At 66.2% G+C, this 17,607-nt stretch carries 16 protein-coding genes and 4 pseudogenes; 9 read left to right on the plus strand and 11 right to left on the minus strand.

All coding sequences use genetic code 11. The features are described 5' to 3' along the window. Positions 1-123 precede the first annotated feature (123 nt). Positions 124-1,017 (minus strand): N-formylglutamate amidohydrolase, encoded by an 894-nt coding sequence (locus ACMVY4_RS00005; protein ID WP_416898168.1) that lies wholly within the window; start codon positions 1,015-1,017, stop codon positions 124-126. A gap of 192 nt (positions 1,018-1,209) precedes the next feature. Here ACMVY4_RS00005 and ACMVY4_RS00010 point away from each other — a divergent pair, with 192 nt between their 5' ends. Together ACMVY4_RS00010 and ACMVY4_RS00015 are read left to right on the plus strand one after the other, a co-directional pair. Then, positions 1,210-1,614: a response regulator gene (locus ACMVY4_RS00010; RefSeq protein WP_416898169.1), complete on the plus strand. Its 405-nt coding sequence runs from the start codon at positions 1,210-1,212 to the stop codon at positions 1,612-1,614. A gap of 60 nt (positions 1,615-1,674) precedes the next feature. Beyond that, on the plus strand, positions 1,675-2,463 hold the full coding sequence (locus tag ACMVY4_RS00015) for an SDR family NAD(P)-dependent oxidoreductase (protein ID WP_416898170.1): 789 nt from the start codon (positions 1,675-1,677) through the stop codon (positions 2,461-2,463). Here ACMVY4_RS00015 and ACMVY4_RS00020 read toward each other — a convergent pair. Both ACMVY4_RS00020 and ACMVY4_RS00025 read right to left on the minus strand, forming a co-directional pair. Further along, positions 2,448-3,085: pseudogene (locus ACMVY4_RS00020) on the minus strand (uracil-DNA glycosylase). The gene ACMVY4_RS00015 and the pseudogene ACMVY4_RS00020 sit on opposite strands and share 16 nt — an antisense overlap. Next, complete coding sequence (locus ACMVY4_RS00025; RefSeq protein WP_416898171.1) at positions 3,085-3,711, minus strand: NYN domain-containing protein; 627 nt, start codon at positions 3,709-3,711, stop codon at positions 3,085-3,087. Before ACMVY4_RS00025 ends, ACMVY4_RS00020 begins: the two are co-directional and overlap by 1 nt. 185 nt (positions 3,712-3,896) lie before the next feature. On the opposite strand from ACMVY4_RS00025, the gene folK reads away from it, so the two are divergent. The 3 genes and pseudogenes from folK to ACMVY4_RS00040 all read left to right on the plus strand — a co-directional run bounded on the left by folK (position 3,897) and on the right by ACMVY4_RS00040 (position 7,001). Then, entirely contained in the window at positions 3,897-4,445 is a 549-nt protein-coding gene (gene folK / locus ACMVY4_RS00030) for a 2-amino-4-hydroxy-6-hydroxymethyldihydropteridine diphosphokinase (protein WP_416898172.1), read from the plus strand. 43 nt (positions 4,446-4,488) lie between these two features. Continuing rightward, positions 4,489-4,800, plus strand: a pseudogene (rpoZ, locus tag ACMVY4_RS00035) (DNA-directed RNA polymerase subunit omega); the annotation flags it as partial. An 83-nt stretch (positions 4,801-4,883) separates the two neighbouring features. Further along, a complete protein-coding gene (locus tag ACMVY4_RS00040) occupies positions 4,884-7,001 on the plus strand; it encodes a RelA/SpoT family protein (protein WP_416898173.1) in 2,118 nt (705 codons plus the stop codon). Positions 7,002-7,007: 6 nt separating this feature from the next. On the opposite strand, the gene ACMVY4_RS00045 is transcribed toward ACMVY4_RS00040, so the two are convergent. Further along, positions 7,008-8,333 carry an aspartate aminotransferase family protein gene (locus tag ACMVY4_RS00045; RefSeq protein ID WP_416898174.1) on the minus strand — a complete coding sequence of 442 codons (1,326 nt, stop codon included), beginning with the start codon at positions 8,331-8,333 and terminating at the stop codon, positions 7,008-7,010. Between the two features lie 139 nt (positions 8,334-8,472). On the opposite strand from ACMVY4_RS00045, the gene ACMVY4_RS00050 reads away from it, so the two are divergent. Further along, positions 8,473-9,267, plus strand: a complete 795-nt coding sequence (locus ACMVY4_RS00050) for a PhzF family phenazine biosynthesis protein (RefSeq protein ID WP_416898175.1) — start codon at positions 8,473-8,475, stop codon at positions 9,265-9,267. Positions 9,268-9,769: 502 nt separating this feature from the next. On the opposite strand, the gene ACMVY4_RS00055 is transcribed toward ACMVY4_RS00050, so the two are convergent. The 3 genes from ACMVY4_RS00055 to ACMVY4_RS00065 are packed head-to-tail and all read right to left on the minus strand — an operon-like array spanning position 9,770 to position 10,354. After that, on the minus strand, positions 9,770-9,961 hold the full coding sequence (locus ACMVY4_RS00055) for a hypothetical protein (RefSeq protein ID WP_416898176.1): 192 nt from the start codon (positions 9,959-9,961) through the stop codon (positions 9,770-9,772). Positions 9,962-10,002: 41 nt separating this feature from the next. Next, positions 10,003-10,167 (minus strand): EncA/B family entericidin, encoded by a 165-nt coding sequence (locus ACMVY4_RS00060; protein WP_416898177.1) that lies wholly within the window; start codon positions 10,165-10,167, stop codon positions 10,003-10,005. A 4-nt stretch (positions 10,168-10,171) separates the two neighbouring features. Next, entirely contained in the window at positions 10,172-10,354 is a 183-nt protein-coding gene (locus ACMVY4_RS00065) for a hypothetical protein (RefSeq protein ID WP_416898178.1), read from the minus strand. A 411-nt stretch (positions 10,355-10,765) separates the two neighbouring features. Between ACMVY4_RS00065 and thrC the strand changes: the two genes are divergently transcribed. The 3 genes from thrC to ACMVY4_RS00080 are packed head-to-tail and all read left to right on the plus strand — an operon-like array spanning position 10,766 to position 14,076. After that, positions 10,766-12,172 carry a threonine synthase gene (gene thrC, locus ACMVY4_RS00070; protein ID WP_416898179.1) on the plus strand — a complete coding sequence of 469 codons (1,407 nt, stop codon included), beginning with the start codon at positions 10,766-10,768 and terminating at the stop codon, positions 12,170-12,172. Beyond that, positions 12,169-13,431: a M16 family metallopeptidase gene (locus ACMVY4_RS00075; protein WP_416898180.1), complete on the plus strand. Its 1,263-nt coding sequence runs from the start codon at positions 12,169-12,171 to the stop codon at positions 13,429-13,431. Before thrC ends, ACMVY4_RS00075 begins: the two co-directional genes overlap by 4 nt. A gap of 54 nt (positions 13,432-13,485) precedes the next feature. After that, complete coding sequence (locus tag ACMVY4_RS00080; RefSeq protein WP_416898181.1) at positions 13,486-14,076, plus strand: GNAT family N-acetyltransferase; 591 nt, start codon at positions 13,486-13,488, stop codon at positions 14,074-14,076. A gap of 3 nt (positions 14,077-14,079) precedes the next feature. Here the strand turns inward: ACMVY4_RS00080 and truA are convergent. The 4 genes and pseudogenes from truA to ACMVY4_RS00100 form a co-directional block, all read right to left on the minus strand. Next, positions 14,080-14,822, minus strand: a pseudogene (gene truA, locus ACMVY4_RS00085) (tRNA pseudouridine(38-40) synthase TruA). A 124-nt stretch (positions 14,823-14,946) separates the two neighbouring features. Further along, positions 14,947-15,876, minus strand: a complete 930-nt coding sequence (gene fmt / locus ACMVY4_RS00090) for a methionyl-tRNA formyltransferase (protein ID WP_416900379.1) — start codon at positions 15,874-15,876, stop codon at positions 14,947-14,949. A 5-nt stretch (positions 15,877-15,881) separates the two neighbouring features. Continuing rightward, on the minus strand, positions 15,882-16,400 hold the full coding sequence (gene def, locus ACMVY4_RS00095; RefSeq protein WP_416898182.1) for a peptide deformylase: 519 nt from the start codon (positions 16,398-16,400) through the stop codon (positions 15,882-15,884). 82 nt (positions 16,401-16,482) lie between these two features. Next, positions 16,483-17,566: pseudogene (locus ACMVY4_RS00100) on the minus strand (site-specific DNA-methyltransferase). Positions 17,567-17,607 lie beyond the last annotated feature (41 nt).

The following is a 17,607-nucleotide window of genomic DNA, read 5'->3' on the forward strand; positions in this document are numbered from 1 at the left end:
ATTGCGAGATAGAGTCTTCATACGGGCGGTCGCTGACCGCCTTGCCCGGTTTCCGGGCGTTTCCTCCCTAGACTTGGGCCGTCCCGAATTTCGGGACGGCCTTTTTTCTTCCGGATCCGGAATTTACTCTGCGGCGTGCTGCATCCCGGCAGCATTGGCATCCGCCAGGACCTCGATCAGATCGGCCATGTCCAGCGCCAGGTTCGCGATCCGCGGGCGGCGGGTGAATCGCGCCTCGTCCATGTAGAGGGCCCGATTGATCTCGATCTGCAGGGCATGAAGGCCCAGACCGGGACGGCCGTAATGGCTGGTGCAGAACCCCCCTGCGTATGGCGCATTGCGGGCGACCCGGTACCCTCGGGCGGTCAGGAACGCCTCGGCCCTGTCAGTAAAATCCCGGGCGCAGGAGGTCGCAAAGCGGTCGCCGAGGACGATGTCCGGCTTTTCGGGACGGCGCCGTCGGTCGCGCGGCAGGGCGTTCGACGGCATGGAGTGGCAATCGATGACCAGACAGGTCCCGAAGGCGTCCACGGTCCGGTCCACCAGGTCCGACAAGGCGGCGTGATAGGGCCTGTAATAGTGCCGGATGCGGCGCTCCGCCTCGGCGAACGGCAGGCGGTGGCGGTAGATGTTCTCGCCGCTGCTGACGACCCGCGCGATGGTGCCCAGGCCGCCGGCGACCCGCAGCGAGCGGGTATTCGCATGCGGCGGCAGCCGGTCCTCGTACATCGAGGGATCGAGTTCGTAGGGTTCGCGGTTGACGTCGCAATAGGCGCGGGGAAACAGCGCCGCCAGCAGGGGCGCGCCGCGGGCGACCGCTGGCTCGAAGATCTCGTCGACGAAGCTGTCCTCCGACTTGCGGATCGTGACTTCGTCAAGCCGGGACGCCTCGAGGAAGGCCTGCGGATAGATCCGCCCCGAATGCGGCGACGCCAGGACCACCGGCAACAGCTGTTCGGCCGGCGAAAACAGCGCAAGTGCGGGGTCGATCAAACGCCTGTCGGGGTCGATTCGCATGAACGGGCTTTCGGAGATTGCATCCGGCGCTGCCGGAGCAGGACTTTCTTTGCATTTCGATGATATAGCGGGCCATGGAGGACGGCAAACCGTTCCCAAGCGAATGCATTTGGGGCTAGAATTGTCTCCGCACTTGAGGGAGCAGCCCCGGAAGCGGATCTTCGATCCGACCCCACCGGGCAAGGAACTTGTATGGCTAGGATACTGCTGGCTGAGGACGACAACTCACTGCGGCCCTATCTGGCGCGCGCACTGAGACGGGACGGCCACGAAGTCGTCGCTGTCAGGGACGGCATGGAAGCCCTGATGCATCTGGGCCCGGAGAAGTTCGACCTGTTGCTGGCCGACATCGTCATGCCCGAACTGGACGGCATCGAACTGGCGCGCCGGGCCGAACGCACCGATCCCAACATCCGGGTCATGTTCATCACCGGCTTTGCCGCCGTGGCGATGCAGTCCCACCGGGAGGGCAAGCATGCCGCGAAGGTGCTGTCCAAGCCGTTCCATCTGAAGGACGTCGTCGCCGAGGTGGAATCGCTGATGCGCGAGAACGGCGTCGAGTACAGCAAGGGCGGTCCCGCCGACCCCACTATCTAGACGCAGGCCCCGAGGGGCCGTACTGCGTATCCACGACGACAATTCGGGGAGGGATTGGTCATGGCTTATCAACCGTTCGATCTGACCGGCAAGGTCGCTCTTGTCACCGGCGGCAATGGCGGCATCGGTCTCGGCTTCGGCGAAGCCATCGCCGCAGCGGGCGGCGACGTCTGCATCTGGGGCCGCAACGAGGGCAAGAACGCCGAGGCGCTGGAGAAGCTGAAGGCCGCCGGAACCGGCGGCACCCATACCGCGCTGGTCTGCGACGTCGCCGACGAGGCCGATGTCGAGAAGTGCTTCGCCGCCACCCTGGAAGCGCATGGCCGCGTCGACGGCTGCTTCGCCAATGCCGGCGTTTCCGCCCGCGGCAAGGCCTTCACCGAGATGGATATCGAGGACTGGCGCTATGTCATGTCGGTGAACATGGACGGCGTCTTCTACACTTTCCGGGCTGCCGCACGGCACATGGTCGAGCGGTCGAAGAACGGCGATCCCTTCGGGCGGCTGGTCGGCACGGCATCGCTGGCCGCGTTGTCGGGTCCGGCCCGCAACGAGCACTACGCCTTCTCCAAGGGCGGCCTGGTCTCGATGATGAACGCGCTGGCGATCGAGTTCGCGCGCCACGGCGTCACAGCCAACTCCATCCTGCCCGGCTGGATCGAGACCGAGATGACCGAGAGCGCCTTCGCCGACCCGCGCTTCAGCGGCAACGTGATGCCGCGCATGCCGATGCGCCGCTGGGGCAAGCCCGAGGATTTCGGCGGCATCGCGGTCTACATCATGTCGGAGGCGTCCAGCTTCCACACCGCCGAGAGCTTCCTGATCGACGGCGGTTACTGGGTGTTCTGACGCACCGTCTCCAGGACCTGATCGAACATGGCTTCGGTCAGGCGGCCGGTGTTCACGTTGTAGCGCGAACAGTGAAAGCTGTCGGCCATCCGCAGGCCGCCGGGCAGTTCGTGCACCTCGCCATGCGCGAAGGGGTAATCGCCGAGCCGCAGCCCGAAGGTGCGCAGGACGGCCTCGTGCGCCACGCGTCCCAGCGCCAGCAGCACCTTCAGACGTGGCATGGCGCCGATCTCGTCGATAAGGAAGGGCCGGCAGTTCGCGGCCTCGGCGCCGGTGACCTTGTTCTGCGGCGGGACGCAGCGGACAGCGTTGGTGATCCGCGCACCTCTCAGTTCCAGACCGTCATCCGCCCGCCGGTCATAGGTTCCGGCGGCAAAGCCTGCGCGGACCAGCGCCGGATAGAGCAGGTCGCCTGCGCCGTCGCCGGTGAACGGCCGGTTCGGTTGGCCCCTTTCAGGCCCGGCGCCAGCCCGACCACCAGCACGCGTGAATCCAGCCCGCCGAAGGACTGAACCGGCGCGTTGTGGAAATCAGGATAGGCGGCGCAGTTGTCTGTCCGGAAGGCGACCAGTCTCGGGCAGCGCGCGCAATCCGGCGCGGGCCCGGCAAAACCGTCTGGCATCAGCGGACCAGCGGATCGTCTTCGTAGTCGTCCTCGTCATCGTCGCGCGACGGCATCTCGCGCCTTGGCTGGGGCGGGCGGCCACCTTCGCGGGCGATGGTCTGCTGCAGGTCGGCGAGTTCGACGAACTGGTCGGCCTGCCGGCGCAGCTCGTCGGCGATCATCGGCGGCTGGGTCCGGATGGAGCTGACCACCGTGCAACGGACGCCCTTGCGCTGGACCGCCTCGATGACGCTGCGGAAATCGCCGTCGCCTGAGAACAGGATGGCGTGGTCGATGAACTCGGCCATCTCCATCATGTCGACGGCCAGCTCGATATCCATGTTGCCCTTCACCTTGCGCCGGCCGTCCTGGCCGACGAATTCCTTGGCGGGCTTGGTCACCATCGTGAAACCGTTGTAATCGAGCCAGTCGACCAGCGGACGCAGCGGCGAATACTCCTGATCTTCCATCAATGCGGTGTAGTAGAAGGCCCGGACCAGCGTTCCCTGGCGGGCGAAGGCGGCCCTGAGCTTGCGGTAGTCGATGTCGAAACCCAGCGTCCGCGCCGCGGCGTAAAGATTGGCGCCGTCAATGAACAGCGCCACTTTCTCGGTCGAGTAGACGCCCAGATCCAAACCGGCCATTTCCAAAAATCCCATAATGTCCTATGCACGGTCCCGCGCTGCGGAGAGGCGACATGGTCGTGCCGCTTTCGGGCGCGCGGGTAATTGCTTTCGCGCGATAGGTCTGCCACAGGCCGGTGCGCTCCGCAATGGCGGCCCATCATCTGGAACGGGATTGGCGGCGGGCTGCCGTCCGGGAGGTTTGCGTGATCATCATCGGTCTGGGTGCCAATCTTCCGCACCCCGAACATGGCGAGCCGGCGCAGACCCTTGAGGCGGCCCTCGCAGCCCTTGCCAGCCGGGGCGTGCGGGTGGCGGCACAGAGCCGCTGGTACCTGACGCCACCCTGGCCGGAAAGCCTGTCCGGCCAGCCCTGGTATGTGAACGGCGTCGCCGCCGTCGAGACCGATCTCTGCGCCGACCGCCTGCTGCAGACCCTTCACGAAGTGGAGTGGTCCTTTGGCCGGGTCCGCACCGAGCGCTGGGCGCCGCGCCGGATCGATCTGGACCTGATCGACTTCGACGGCGTCGTCCGCGCGCCCTGCGGCGTCCATGGCGTCGCCGCGCTGCCGCATCCCCGGATGCACGAGCGGGCCTTCGTGCTGCTGCCGCTGCAGGAAATCGCGCCGGACTGGCGGCATCCATCAAGCGGGCTGCCGCTGGAAAGCATGATCGGCGGTACCGACTGCAGCCGCATCGTGCCCATGACGCCAGAGCAGGAGAAACACCTTGCCGGCGGCGCTGCGGGTAGCTAAATAGCCGGCTTCACCTCTTTCCCGATCTGCAGGAGGCCCGTTCATGGCCCGCGTCACCGTTGAAGATTGCATCGACAAGGTCGAGAACCGCTTCGAGCTGGTTCTGCTCGCCGGGCAGCGCGCCCGCGGCATCTCCAATGGCGCCGAGCTGCTGGTCGACCGCGACAACGACAAGAATCCGGTCGTCTCCCTGCGCGAGATCGCCGACGAGAAGCTGAAGCCGGCCGACCTCAAGGAGGCGCTGATAAGCAGCTTCCAGCGCCGCGTCGAGCGCGACGAGCCGGAAGAGGACGATCTGGCCGAGCGCATGCGCCGCGAGCTGGCGGCGATTGCGTCAGGCGAGTCGTCGTCGGAGGGCTGAATTTCAGCAATCCCCCTGTGTTCGACAGGCTCGACCTTCCGTAAAACGCACGTAAAATCGCCGCCATGATGCGGCAGATGGAACTGGTTGAATCGGTGCTGGCCTACGACCCGGCCGCCGACGAGAACCTGATAAACAAGGCCTACGTCTTCGCCATGAAGGCGCACGGCAGCCAGAAGCGCGCGTCCGGCGATCCCTACATCACGCACCCGCTGGAGGTGGCCGGCATCCTGACCCACTACAGGATGGACCCGGAATCGATCGTCACCGCCCTGCTGCACGACACGATCGAGGACACCAAGGCCACGCGGCGCGAGATCGCCGGCATGTTCGGCGAGGATATCGCCGGTCTGGTCGACGGCGTCACCAAGCTGTCCCAGGTCGAGCTGATCTCCGACGAGACCCAGCAGGCGGAGAATTTCCGCAAGCTTCTGCTGGCCATGTCCGACGACATCCGCGTGCTGCTGGTGAAGCTGGCCGACCGCCTGCACAACATGCGCACCATCGGCTTCCTGAAACCGGAGAAGCGGCAGCGGATCGCGCAGGAGACGATGGAGATCTACGCGCCGCTGGCCGAACGGGTCGGCATGCACGAGATCAAGGAGGAACTGCAGGACCTCTCCTTCCAGGTCCTCGAGCCGGAGGCCTACCAGACGGTGACCGCCCGGCTGCAGCAACTCCGGGCCCAGGCCGGCGACCTGATCGTCCGCATGAAGGCCGAGCTGTCGCGGCGGCTGGAAGAGGCGGGCATCGAGGCCGAGGTCACGGGCCGCGAGAAGCGGCCCTTCTCCATCTGGCGCAAGCTGGAGCAGAAGAAGATTCCGTTCGAGAAGCTGGCGGACGTGTTCGGCTTCCGCGCTATCGTCGCCGATCCCAACACCTGCTACCGGGCACTGGGCGCCATCCATCAGGCCTATCCGATGGTGCCGGGCGAGTTCGACGACTACATCTCGACGCCCAAGCGCAACAACTACCAGTCGCTCCATACCGTGGTCATCGGACCGGAGCGGATGCGCACCGAGATCCAGTTCCGCTCCCGCGAGATGCACGAGCGCGCCGAGTTCGGCCTGGCCGCCCACTGGCGCTACAAGGAAGGGCCACGCGCGAAATCGAAGCCGGCGCTGGAAGAAGAACGCTGGCTGAAGGAACTGCTGGACATCCTCAACGACGCGTCGAGCTTCAAGGAGTTCCTCGATAACTCGAAGCTGAACATGTACGCCGACCAGGTGTTCTGCTTCACACCCAAGGGCCGGCTCATACAGCTGCCGCAGGGCGCGACCCCACTCGACTTCGCCTATGCCGTCCACACCGATCTCGGCAACACCTGCGTCGGCGCGCATGTGAACGGCCGGCGGCGGCCGCTGCAGTCCATCCTGCGCAATGGCGACCAGGTGCAGATTCTGGCCTCCGACACGCAGAGCCCCGATCCGTCATGGGAGGGGCTGGTCGTCACCGGCAAGGCCCGCGCCGCCATCCGCCGCGCGACCCGGCTGAAGATCCGCGCCGAGCACATCAGCATGGGTCAGCGCCTGCTGGAATCGACCTTCTCGGCCGCACGGCGGCGGTTCCGGCCGAAGGACATGGGCGCTGCGGTGCTGTCGCTGGGCTACGCCTCGATCGAGGATCTCTACGCCGCCGTGGGCGAGGGCATCGTCGCGCCGCGCGATGTGCTGGCCGAGGCCTATCCGACCGAGAGCAAGAGCAAGCGCCGCCGGCTGAAACCGAAGAATCCGGAGCGCGACGACGCCCTGCCGATCCGCGGCCTGCGCCCCGGCAGCGCGGTCCACTTCCCCGAATGCTGCCGCGCCGTGCCCGGCGACCGCATCGTCGGCATCATGTATGAGGGCCGCGGCATCTACATCCACACCATCGACTGCGCTGCGCTGGAGATGGTGCAGGACATGCCGGAACGCTGGCTGGACACCGCCTGGACCGGCGTCGAGGAGGACGGCCGACTCTATGTCGGGCGGCTGGAGGCGGAGATGCCGAACCGTCCGGGCATGCTGAACCGCACCACCGCCGTCATCGCCAACCACGACGGCAACATCGTCTACCTGCACATGCGCAAGACGACACCGGACTTCGCCATTCTGACGCTGGATATCGAGGTCCGCGACGTGCGGCACCTCAACGACATCATCGCCGCCCTGAGCCGGGAGCCGGGGATCGACCGGGTCGAGCGCCCCCGCTCCTGAATCCGGTCAGTCGATCTCGCTCAGCACCTCGCGGACGAGGCCCATCAGTTCGTCGATCTGGTCCTTCGAGATGATGAAGGGCGGCGAAAGGGCGATGATGTCGCCGGTGACGCGCACCATCGCGCCCTTCTCGAACGCCTTGATCATCGCCTCGAAGCCGCGCTTGGTCGGCTCGCCGGGGCGCGGCGCGACCTCGATGGCGCCGACCAGGCCGATATTGCGGATGTCGATGACGTTCTTCGCGTCGGCCAGCCCGTGGACCGCCTCCTGCCAGTAGTCCTCCAGTTCGACGACCCGGTCGAACAGCTTCTCTTCCTTGTAGAGATCCAGCGTCGCGATGCCGGCGGCGCAGGCCATCGGATGTGCCGAATAGGTATAGCCGTGGAACAGCTCGATCATGTGATCGGGGCCGGTCATGAAGGTCTCGTAGATGTCGTCGCGGGCCGCGACCGCGCCCATCGGTACGGCAGCGTTGGTCAGCCCCTTGGCCATGGTCATCAGGTCGGGGGTGACGCCGAAGCGCTGCGCCGCGAAGTTCGTGCCCAGCCGGCCGAAACCGGTGATGACTTCGTCGAAGATCAGCAGGATGCCGTACTTGTCACAGATCTCCCGCAAGCGCTGCAGGTAGCCCTTCGGCGGCACCAGCACGCCGGTCGAGCCGGCCATCGGCTCGACGATGACGGCGGCGACCGTCGCCGGATCGTGCAGCTGGACGATTTCCTCCAGCCGGTCGGCCAGTTCGGCGCCGTGCTGCGGCTCGCCCTTCGTGAAGGCGTTGCGCTTCAGATCGTGGGTATGCGGCAGGTGATCGACGCCGGCGAGCAGGGAGCCGAAGACGTTGCGGTTCTTGACGATGCCGCCCACCGAGATGCCGCCGAAGCCGACACCGTGATAGCCGCGCTCCCGGCCGATCAGTCGGGTACGGTGCCCTTCGCCGCGGGCGCGGTGATAGGCCAGGGCGATTTTCAGCGCGGTATCGACCGCCTCGGAGCCGGAATTGGTGAAGAAGATGCGGTTCAGCGGATCCGGCGTCAGCTCGGCGACCTTGGTCGCCAGTTCGAAGGCCATCGGGTTGGCATACTGGAAGGACGGCGCGAAATCGAGCGTCTCGGCATTCGCCTGGATCGCCTTCACGATCTTCTCGCGCGCATGGCCGGCATTCACGCACCAGAGACCGGCCGAGCCATCGAGGATCTGGCGGCCGTCCAGCGAGGTGTAGTGCATGTCCTTGGCGGAAACGAGCAGCCGCGGCTCGCGCTTGAACTGGCGGTTCGGCGTGAACGGGATCCAGAAGGATTCCAGGTCGTTGGGAATGTTCTGCTGAATGCTCATGGCCCGATGTCCCCCGGAGTTTCGACCGTGTCGGAAAGCCGGACACTATCAGCGCTCAGATGCAAAATCACGGGCAAAGCGGCACTGGATTGCAGCCGCCGCCGCACCAGATCGTTGCTTCTTCACAGGGGGTTCGGCCATGCGGCGACGCTTCATCCAGTGCGATGTATTCACCTCGGTCCCGACGCGTGGCAACGGACTGGCCGTGGTGGTCGATTCCGGCGGGTTGACCGACGACGACATGCAGCGCTTCGCGGCATGGACCAACCTGGCCGAAACGACCTTCCTGCTGCCGCCGACAGACGAGACCGCCGACTACCGGCTGAAGATATTCACCCCGTCGCGGGAGATGCCCTTTGCCGGCCACCCGACACTGGGAAGCTGCGCCGCCTGGCTGCATACAGGCGGCGTACCGGCCCATGCCGGTCTTGTCCGGCAGGAATGCGGCGTTGGCATCGTCGAGATCGACATTTCAGGCCCGGTTCCGGCGTTCGCCGCGCCACCGACCCGAATAGCCCCGATGCCGGACGCCGAACGGAACCGCATCGCAGGCCAGCTCGATCTGGCGGCGGAGCGGATTGTCCGGACGGCGGTGCTGGACAACGGTCCGGTCTGGCAGGTTTTCGAACTAGGAAGCGCCGATGACGTGCTGGCGGCCGACTCCGCGAAGGTCAGTTGGCCGCAGTTCAAGGCCATCGGCCTGATCGGTCCGCACGTCCCGGGTTCGGAATTCGACTACGAGGTGCGCATGCTGGCGCCGTCCAGCGGCATGAGCGAGGATCCCATCACCGGTTCGCTGAACGCCGCGATCGCACGCTGGATGCATGCCGAGGGCAGGCTGAACGGCGACATCACGGTCTCGCAGGGTGTCAGCATCGGCCGGGCCGCCGCGTCCACATCCGACGCGACGCCCGGGATCCGGACAGGATCATGATCGGTGGCGAGACCCGGATCCTGATCGAGGGCTCGCTGGAACTCTGATTTCGAATCCCGAGGATCTTGCGGCAGCCCCTGCGCTCCAGACGGCGCGTCTGCGTTCCGAAGCCGGAATGCTGGCCTGCCGAATGCGCATGACGAGGTCCCCGGCGAGCAATCCGTCCCGGCAACCGATACCGAAGGTGCCCGCACTGTCGGACCCAAAAAGAAGTGGGCGGCCGTCCCGTGGACGACCGCCCCGTGATGTTCCTGGCTGGCTGCGTCGGCCGGGTCCGCGGGCTGGCTGGGACCGCGCGGACCGGCGTCCAGGGAGGAGGTGCGGAACCCTGGTCTGTTCGCCTGTGCGGCTTGTTGCGTCGCCGCTTGCGATGACCGGCCGGTGCCGGTCCAACCTCGGATTCGTCGGCTCCGCCACCGATACCTGCCGCCTTGCCGTAGCTTCGTTCTTGTTGTTCTGCTTCTTGTTCTTCTTGTTGGCCCGGCGGGGCGGCAGATATCGGCTAGCGGTTGATCTTGAGGGCACCTCCCTTGAGTCCGGTCGGCTGGAACAATTCTGATGTCGTCCCTTTCCCCGCCCCGGCGATCTTGATCGATCCGGTGTCAAGGCTGCGGTCCAACGTGGACGCTACTGCCGCGCACACCATGATGGTGAAGATGGCTATCGTCATTCCTGCTGCGCGATCGCTGATCATGCTACTTCCCCTTCCTCAGAACCTGTTCCGTCGACCCTTGCTTATTCGCTGGAACCTTCGGGATTGCCCTGGACGCTGTCGCTGACGGCATCGACGGTCTGCTTGGTGTCCTGACCGATGCCGCGGATGGTGTCGTCGCACGCGGCCAGCAGACCGCCGAAGGCGATGATCGTGGCGTAGGTGATGAAGGTGTCGCGGAAACTCATTTCCTTACTCCTGATGGGCCAGAGACCTGACCATGCGCCGGGCCTGCCTCGCCGCCTTGTGCGCTTCACGCGCCTTCTTGTCGTTGCGTACGGCGGAGCTGACATCCGGATCGTGCTTCTCGCCGTTCGACCGGCTGACATCGGAGAGGATGTCTTCGACCGTCACGATTGAGAGCAACACCGGCATGGGGCCTCCTTGTTTTTTGTTGATGGCGTGATTGCCATGTCCATGAAGGTAATCGAGGCCCGAATTGCTGCAAGAATTTTCGTATAGGTCGAAAATGTACTTGTCTGAAGGCGCTCAATTGGCCGAAAAACAGGAAGATCATCGGGTTGCGCTTCTTCATCACATGACGCCTTGTCCCGATTTTACATACTATCGGGAACATCTATAAAGGCATGAACCGGATCAATTGAAGTGGGTTAGGGATCTTCATCAATTGGAGTAAGTTACTCCATCCGGCTCATCCGGCTGATTCCACTCGGATTTTCCGCTTCCGGCACGATCCAGCCGGCGCCATAGAGCGGCCTTCGACAGCGGCTTTCAACCGGCGGCATTCTGATCTAGAACCCGCGGAAACTCGGGAAGGATCGGTCGTTGATCTATCAAAGCACGCGGGGCGAAGCTCCGGACCTGGCATTCGAGGACGTTCTGCTGGCGGGGCTCGCCCGCGACGGCGGCCTTTACGTGCCGAAAAAAATTCCTGAGATCGACCTTTCCGCGCTGGCCGGAACGGACTATCCGGCCCTGGCCGCAGCCGTGCTGGCCGAATTCACCGGCGATTCCGTCAGCCGCGCCGAGCTCGAGGCCATGGCCCGCGCCGCCTATGACGGCTTCGATCATGCCGCTGTCGCTCCGATCAGGCAGATCGGCCCCAATGACTGGCTGATGGAGCTGTTCCACGGCCCCACCCTCGCCTTCAAGGATTTCGCCCTGCAGGTGCTGGGCCGTCTGTTCGACCAGGCGCTGTCCCGCCGGGGCGAACGGGTCACCATTCTTGGCGCGACCTCCGGCGACACCGGGTCCGCCGCGATCGAAGGCTGCCGCGGCCGCGACGCCGTCGATATCTTCATCCTGTTCCCCAAGGGCCGCGTGTCGGACGTGCAGCGACGCCAGATGACCACGGTGGACGATCCGAACGTGCACGCCATCGCCGTCGACGGCGACTTCGACGACTGCCAGGCGCTGGTCAAGGCGGCCTTTGGCGATCTCGCGTTCCGCGACCGGCTGCGCCTGTCGGCCGTGAACTCGATCAACTGGGCCCGGGTCGCCGCGCAGGTCGTCTATTACGTGCATGGCGTACTGGCGCTGGGCGGCAGCGCCGATCGCAAGGTCGCGTTCTCGGTGCCGTCGGGCAATTTCGGCAATGTCTTCGCCGGTCACATCGCGCGGCAGATGGGCGCCGATATCGGCCGGCTGGTCGTCGGCGCCAACGTCAACGACATCCTGCACCGCTTCGTCGAGACCGGCAGCTACCGCAAGGACGGCGTCGTCCCCACCATGAGCCCCTCGATGGACATCCAGGTCGCTTCCAATTTCGAGCGCCTGCTGTTCGAACTGACCGGACGCGACGGCGCGAAGGTCCGCGGCCTGATCCAGAGCCTCGGACAGTCAGGCGGCTTCGACATCGCCGGCAAGGCCTTCGACGGGGTGCGGCAGGGCTTCGCTTCGGCGCGCGTCGACGAGGAAGCCACGCTGGCGGAGATCCGCCGCCTGCATGCCGAGACCGGCGAGATCGTCGATCCGCACACCGCGGTGGGCACCGCGTCCGCCCGGCAGGCCCGCGCCGCCGGCGCCGTCACGCCCGAGACGCCGCTGATTAGCCTGGCCACCGCGCATCCGGCCAAGTTCCCGGACGCCGTCGAGCGCGCCATCGGCCGCCGCCCGGCGCTGCCGGAGCGCATGGGCGACCTGATGGAGCGGCCGGAGCGGGCCGCCGACCTGCCGAACGATCTGGCGGCGCTTCAGACCTTCATCACCGAACGCGCCAGGGTGGCCCGATGACCGAACTGATGCACACGCTGCCGAACGGGCTGCGCGTCGTGACCGCGCCGATGCCGCATGTCGAGACCACCTCGGTCGGCGTCTGGATCGATGTCGGCGGCCGCCACGAGCGGGCCGACGAGAACGGCGTCGCCCACATGCTGGAGCACATGGCCTTCAAGGGCACGCGGCGGCGCACGGCCCGCGCAATCGCCGAAGAGATCGAGGGCGTCGGCGGCTACATCAACGCGTACACCAGCCGGGAACAGACCGCCTACTACGCCCGCGCCCTGAAGGAAGACCTGGAACTGGCGACCGACATCATCGCCGACATCGTGCTGAACTCGACCTTCCCCGAAGACGAACTGGCGCGGGAGCGGAGCGTCGTCTGTCAGGAGATCGCGCAGGTCAACGACACGCCCGACGATCTGGTCTTCGACCTGCTGCAGGAAGCCGCCTATCCCGATCAGGCGGTCGGCCGTTCGATCCTGGGCAAGCCTGACCGCGTCGGCCGCTTCAGCCGCCAGGAGCTGGAAGGCTTCATGGGCCGTGGCTATGGCGCCAGCCGGATGGTCGTGGCGGCAGCCGGCGCGGTCGACCCGGACGAGTTCCTGAAGCTGGCCGAGGCGCGCTTCGGCCACGTCGCCGACAGCCCGATGGAACGCCCGGAACCGAGCCTCTGGCGCGGCAGCCAGCTGGTCGACGAACGTGCGATCGAACAGGTGCATCTCGCCTTCGGCGTCGACGGCGTCGCCTTCGACGATCCGGATTTCCCCGCGGTGCAGGTGTTGTCGAACCTGCTGGGGGGCGGCATGTCCTCGCGGCTGTTTCAGGAGATCCGCGAGAACCGCGGCCTCGCCTATTCCGTCTTCAGCTTCGCCGGCTCGATGATGGATGGCGGCATGGTCGGCGTCTATGCCGCAACCGACCCCGAGGCGCTGGGCGAACTGCAGCCCGTGCTGGCCGACGAGATCCGCCGCGCCGCAGACGATGTCGATGAGGACGAGACCGCGCGCTCCCGCTCCCAGATCAAGGCCGGCATGGTGATGGCGCTGGAAAGCTCGTCGGCGCGTCTGGAACAGATCGCCCGCCAGACCCTGATCTACGGCGCGCCGCCCGACACCGCCGAATGGCTGGAACTGGTCGATGCCGTCGACGCCGCCGCCGTCCGCCGCGTCGCGGCGAAACTGTTCGGCAGCGGCCGCCCGCCGGCACTGGCCGCCATCGGCCCGGCCGCCGGGCTTGAAGACGGCGCGCGTTTCGCAGAAAGATTCGGCTAACGGCCTCGTGGTACGGTAATCTTTCGAGGGGAACAGAGGGAAAGCGCAGCGCTGATGTTCGCAGGCATGTCCAGCGAGGACGCAAGACCGGTACTGCGGGGCGCGCGCATCCACCTTCGTCCGCCGATGGCGGGCGACTGGCGCATGTGGGCCGAGGTCCGCGCCGAAAGCCGCGACTTCCTGGAAAAGTGGGAACCGACATGGCCGGCCGACGCGCTCTCGCGCCTCGGCTTCCGCCGCCGCATCCGCCTGTATCAACGCGACGCCCGCGCCGATCAGGCCTACGCCTTCTTCATTTTCAACAATGCCGACGGGCAGCTGATGGGGGGCATCACCTATTCCAATGTGCGCCGCGGCGTCACCCAGTCGGCTTCCGCCGGCTACTGGGTCGGCCGCCGCTTCGCCCGCAAGGGCGTCATGGCGGCGGCGATCAGCCTCACGGTTGAATGGGCCTTCTCGGAGATGGGCCTGCACCGGATCGAGGCCGCCTGCCTGCCCGAGAACAAGCCGAGCGCGGATCTGCTGCGCAAATGCGGCTTCACCGAGGAAGGCTACGCCCGCCGCTATCTCCGCATCAACGGACGCTGGCAGGATCACCTGCTGTTCGCGATCCTGGACGACGACATCCGTCCCCGTTTCCAGTAGGCGTCAAGCCGGGTAGTCGGCCTTCACGAAATAGAGCCCGTGCGCCGGCGCCGTCGGCCCCGCCGCCTTGCGGTCGCGGGCTTCCAGCGCGGTCTTCACGTCGTCCGGGCTCCAGCGCCCCTTGCCCACCTCGATCAGCGTGCCGGCGAAGATGCGGACCTGATTGTGCAGGAAGGACCGGGCCGAACAGCGCATTTGCAATTCGTCGCCCGACCGTTCGACGTCCAGCCGGTCGAGCGTCTTCAGCGCCGTCTCGGCCTGACAGTGGGCCGAGCGGAAGCTCTCGAAGTCATGTTTGCCGACAAGCTGCGCCGCGGCTTCGTTCATCGCCGCCACGTCCAGCGTCCCCGGCACATGCCAGACACGGCCGCGGTCGATCACCGGCGCAGAGTGGCGGTTGAGGATGCGGTAGAGATAGTGCCGCGCCGTGCAGTCGAAGCGCGCACTGAACTCTTCGGTCACTGCCTCGGCGGACAGCGCCGCCACCGGATGCGGTCTCAGATGGAAGTTCAGCGCATCCCGGATCTTGTCCGCCGGCATGGCCTTGTCGATGTCGGCATGGACCACCATGCCCAACGCATGAACGCCCGAGTCCGTGCGCTGGCCGCGATGGCCGTGACCGTCTCGCCCGTGAAGCGGTGGATCGCCTCCTCGACCGCCTGCTGGACCGAATAGCCGTTGGTCTGCCGCTGCCAGCCGACGAAGTCGCCGCCGTCATACTCCAGCGTGAACCGGTAGCGGGTCATCGAAAGCCGCGCCGCCGGATTTCCCACCATCCGCACCGGAACTCGATCCCGGTGCCCAGAGCGGGATCGCCGCCGCAATGGGTTGCGGGATCAAGTCCCGCAACGGGCATGAGAAGTCGGAACCTCACCCCAGCCTCGCGCCCACTGGAATGGCCTTGCCGCGCTGGAAGTCGCCGGCGCTCATCGCCTTCTTGCCGGCGCGCTGCAGGGTTTCCAGCTGCACGAAACCGTTGCCGCAGCGGACGATCAGGCTGTCGGAGATGACGGTGCCGGGCGGCGGCGGGTGCCCCGCCGGATCGATCATCACCGGATGCGCGTCATGCACCTTGATCCGCTCGCCGCCATGCTCGAACCAGGCGCCGGGAAAGGGCGTGAGGCCGTGGATCAGGGAGACAATCTCGAAGTCGTCCCGGGTCCAGTCGATCTGCGCCTCGGCCTTGTCGATCTTCTTCGCATAGGTCACGCCCTCGTCGGGCTGCGGCGTCAGCTCCAGCGTCCCGTCCGCAAGCTTCGCCAGCGCGTCGACCATCAGTCTCGCGCCCATCTCCGCCAGCCGGTCATGCAGCGTCGCCGTGGTGTCGCGCGGGCCGATCTCGGTTTCCTCGACCAGCGCCATGTCGCCGGTATCGAGCCCCGCATCCATCTTCATGATGGTGACGCCGGTCTTCTCGTCGCCTGCCATCACCGCGCGGTGGATCGGCGCCGCCCCGCGCCAGCGCGGCAGCAGCGAGGCGTGGATGTTGAAGCAGCCGAGCCGCGGCGTATCCAGAATCGCCTGCGGCAGGATCAGGCCGTAGGCCGCCACGACGGCGACATCGGCCCTGTGCAGGGCGAATTCCGACTGCACCTCCGGCGATTTCAGCGACAGCGGCGTGAAGACCTCGATACCGAGTTCGGCGGCGGCCCTGTGCACCGGCGAGGGCCGCGGCTTCTTGCCCCGACCTGCCGCGCGCGGCGGCTGGGAATAGGCCGCAACGACCTCGTGACCGGCCGCATGGATGGCGCGGAGGGCGGGCACGGCGAAATCCGGCGTGCCCATGAAGACCATGCGCAGCGCGGTCACCCCGTCGCCTTGAGCTTCTTCGCCTTCTTCAGCCGTTTCATGATCATCGACCGTTTCAGCGCCGAGATGTGGTCGACGAACAGGACGCCGTCGAAATGGTCCATCTCGTGCTGGATGCAGGTCGAGAGCAGGCCATCGGCCTCCAGCGTCTGCCTGTTGCCGTCGCGGTCGAGGTAGTCGACGGTGATGCGGTCGTGGCGCTCTACCTCGGCATACTGCTCGGGCAGGCTGAGGCAGCCTTCCTCGTAGGCGCGGAGGTCCGGCGAGGCCTCGCGGATCTCCGGATTGACCAGATAGATCGGCTCCGGGTCCGCATCGTCGGGGGCGCAATCGACCACCATCACCCGCTTCGGCACGCCCACCTGGATCGCCGACAGGCCGACGCCGGGCGCGTCGTACATGGTCTCCAGCATGTCATCCATCAGCTTGCGCAGGCCGTCGTCGACGGTCTCGACGGGCTCGGACTTGACCCGGAGACGCGGGTCGGGCGCGGTGATGATCGGCAGAAGGGCCATGGGTCTGCGCTACTCTCGGTGTTACAGGATTGTTTCGGAGATAATTCGCCCCGACTGTACGGTCAAGACGCGCCGCGGCCTCTCAGATGTCTCCCAGCTCGCTGCGGATCTGCTGGCGGAACAGGTCGATCGGCTTCAGATTCCCCTCCACGTCAACATGCCAGTAGACCCAGCCGTTGCAGCTGGGCGCCTTCTGGACATGGGCGCCGATCTTGTGGATCGAGCCGGTGGCGTCGGCGCAGATCAGTGAGCCGTCAGGACGCACCTTCGCCTGGTGGCGGCGGTAGGGATCGTGCAGCACGGTGCCCGGCTCGATCAGGCCGCGCTCCAGCAGCATGCCGAAGGGAATCCGCTGTTCCTGACGCTTGGGCGGCGTGATCACCCGGTCCTCGGGCGGCAGGGTGCGGACCCGGGCGATGCGGGCCTGGGCCAGACGGCAGAAGCGGCTTTCCTGCTCGATGCCGACGAACCGGCGGCCCAGCTTCTTGGCCACCGCCCCGGTGGTGCCGGAGCCGAAGAAGGGGTCGAGCACGATGTCACCGTCGCGGGTCGCGGTCAGCAGGATGCGGTAGAGCAGCGCCTCGGGTTTCTGCGTCGAATGCGCCTTCTTGCCGTTCACCTTCAGACGCTCGTTGCCCGAGCAGATCGGCAGCAGCCAGTCGGAGCGCATCTGCAGGTCGTCGTTCAGCGCCTTCAGGGCTTCGTAGTTGAAGGTGTAGCCCTTTGCGGACTCCGACTTCGCGCACCAGATCATGGTCTCGTGCGCATTGGTCAGACGCCGGCCGCGAAAGTTCGGCATGGGGTTGGTCTTGCGCCAGACCACGTCGTTCAGGATCCAGAAGCCCAGATCCTGAAGCTGCGAGCCGAATTCGGTAGATGTTGTGATAGCTGCCGATGACCCAGAGCGTGCCGTCGTCCTTCAGCAGCCGCCGCGCCGCGGTCAGCCAGGCGCGGGTGAAGGCGTCATAGGCCTCCATGCTCTCGAACTGGTCCCAGTCGTCGGTGACCGCGTCGACCACGGTCTCGTTGGGCCGCTTCAGTTCGCCCTTCAGCTGCAGATTGTAGGGCGGATCGGCGAAGATCATGTCCACCGACCCTGCCGGCAGCCCCTCCATGATCTGGACGCTGTCACCCTGGATGATGCGGTTGACCGGCAGTTCCTGCATGACCCCTCAACGCCGCTCCGGCGCACCCCGTTCGAATCCCT

It is taken from the genome of Minwuia sp. (assembly GCF_048007105.1).
Classification (GTDB): Bacteria; Pseudomonadota; Alphaproteobacteria; order Minwuiales; family Minwuiaceae; genus Minwuia.

Coding starts and splice junctions, on each gene's coding strand:
- ACMVY4_RS00005 (WP_416898168.1), bottom strand. CDS start 1,017: ATGCGAATCGACCCCGACAGGCGTTTGATCGACCCCGCACTTGCGCTG.
- ACMVY4_RS00010 (WP_416898169.1), top strand. CDS start 1,210: ATGGCTAGGATACTGCTGGCTGAGGACGACAACTCACTGCGGCCCTAT.
- ACMVY4_RS00015 (WP_416898170.1), top strand. CDS start 1,675: ATGGCTTATCAACCGTTCGATCTGACCGGCAAGGTCGCTCTTGTCACC.
- ACMVY4_RS00025 (WP_416898171.1), bottom strand. CDS start 3,711: ATGGCCGGTTTGGATCTGGGCGTCTACTCGACCGAGAAAGTGGCGCTG.
- ACMVY4_RS00040 (WP_416898173.1), top strand. CDS start 4,884: ATGGAACTGGTTGAATCGGTGCTGGCCTACGACCCGGCCGCCGACGAG.
- ACMVY4_RS00045 (WP_416898174.1), bottom strand. CDS start 8,333: ATGAGCATTCAGCAGAACATTCCCAACGACCTGGAATCCTTCTGGATC.
- ACMVY4_RS00050 (WP_416898175.1), top strand. CDS start 8,473: ATGCGGCGACGCTTCATCCAGTGCGATGTATTCACCTCGGTCCCGACG.
- ACMVY4_RS00055 (WP_416898176.1), bottom strand. CDS start 9,961: ATGATCAGCGATCGCGCAGCAGGAATGACGATAGCCATCTTCACCATC.
- ACMVY4_RS00060 (WP_416898177.1), bottom strand. CDS start 10,167: ATGAGTTTCCGCGACACCTTCATCACCTACGCCACGATCATCGCCTTC.
- ACMVY4_RS00065 (WP_416898178.1), bottom strand. CDS start 10,354: ATGCCGGTGTTGCTCTCAATCGTGACGGTCGAAGACATCCTCTCCGAT.
- ACMVY4_RS00075 (WP_416898180.1), top strand. CDS start 12,169: ATGACCGAACTGATGCACACGCTGCCGAACGGGCTGCGCGTCGTGACC.
- ACMVY4_RS00080 (WP_416898181.1), top strand. CDS start 13,486: ATGTTCGCAGGCATGTCCAGCGAGGACGCAAGACCGGTACTGCGGGGC.
- def (WP_416898182.1), bottom strand. CDS start 16,400: ATGGCCCTTCTGCCGATCATCACCGCGCCCGACCCGCGTCTCCGGGTC.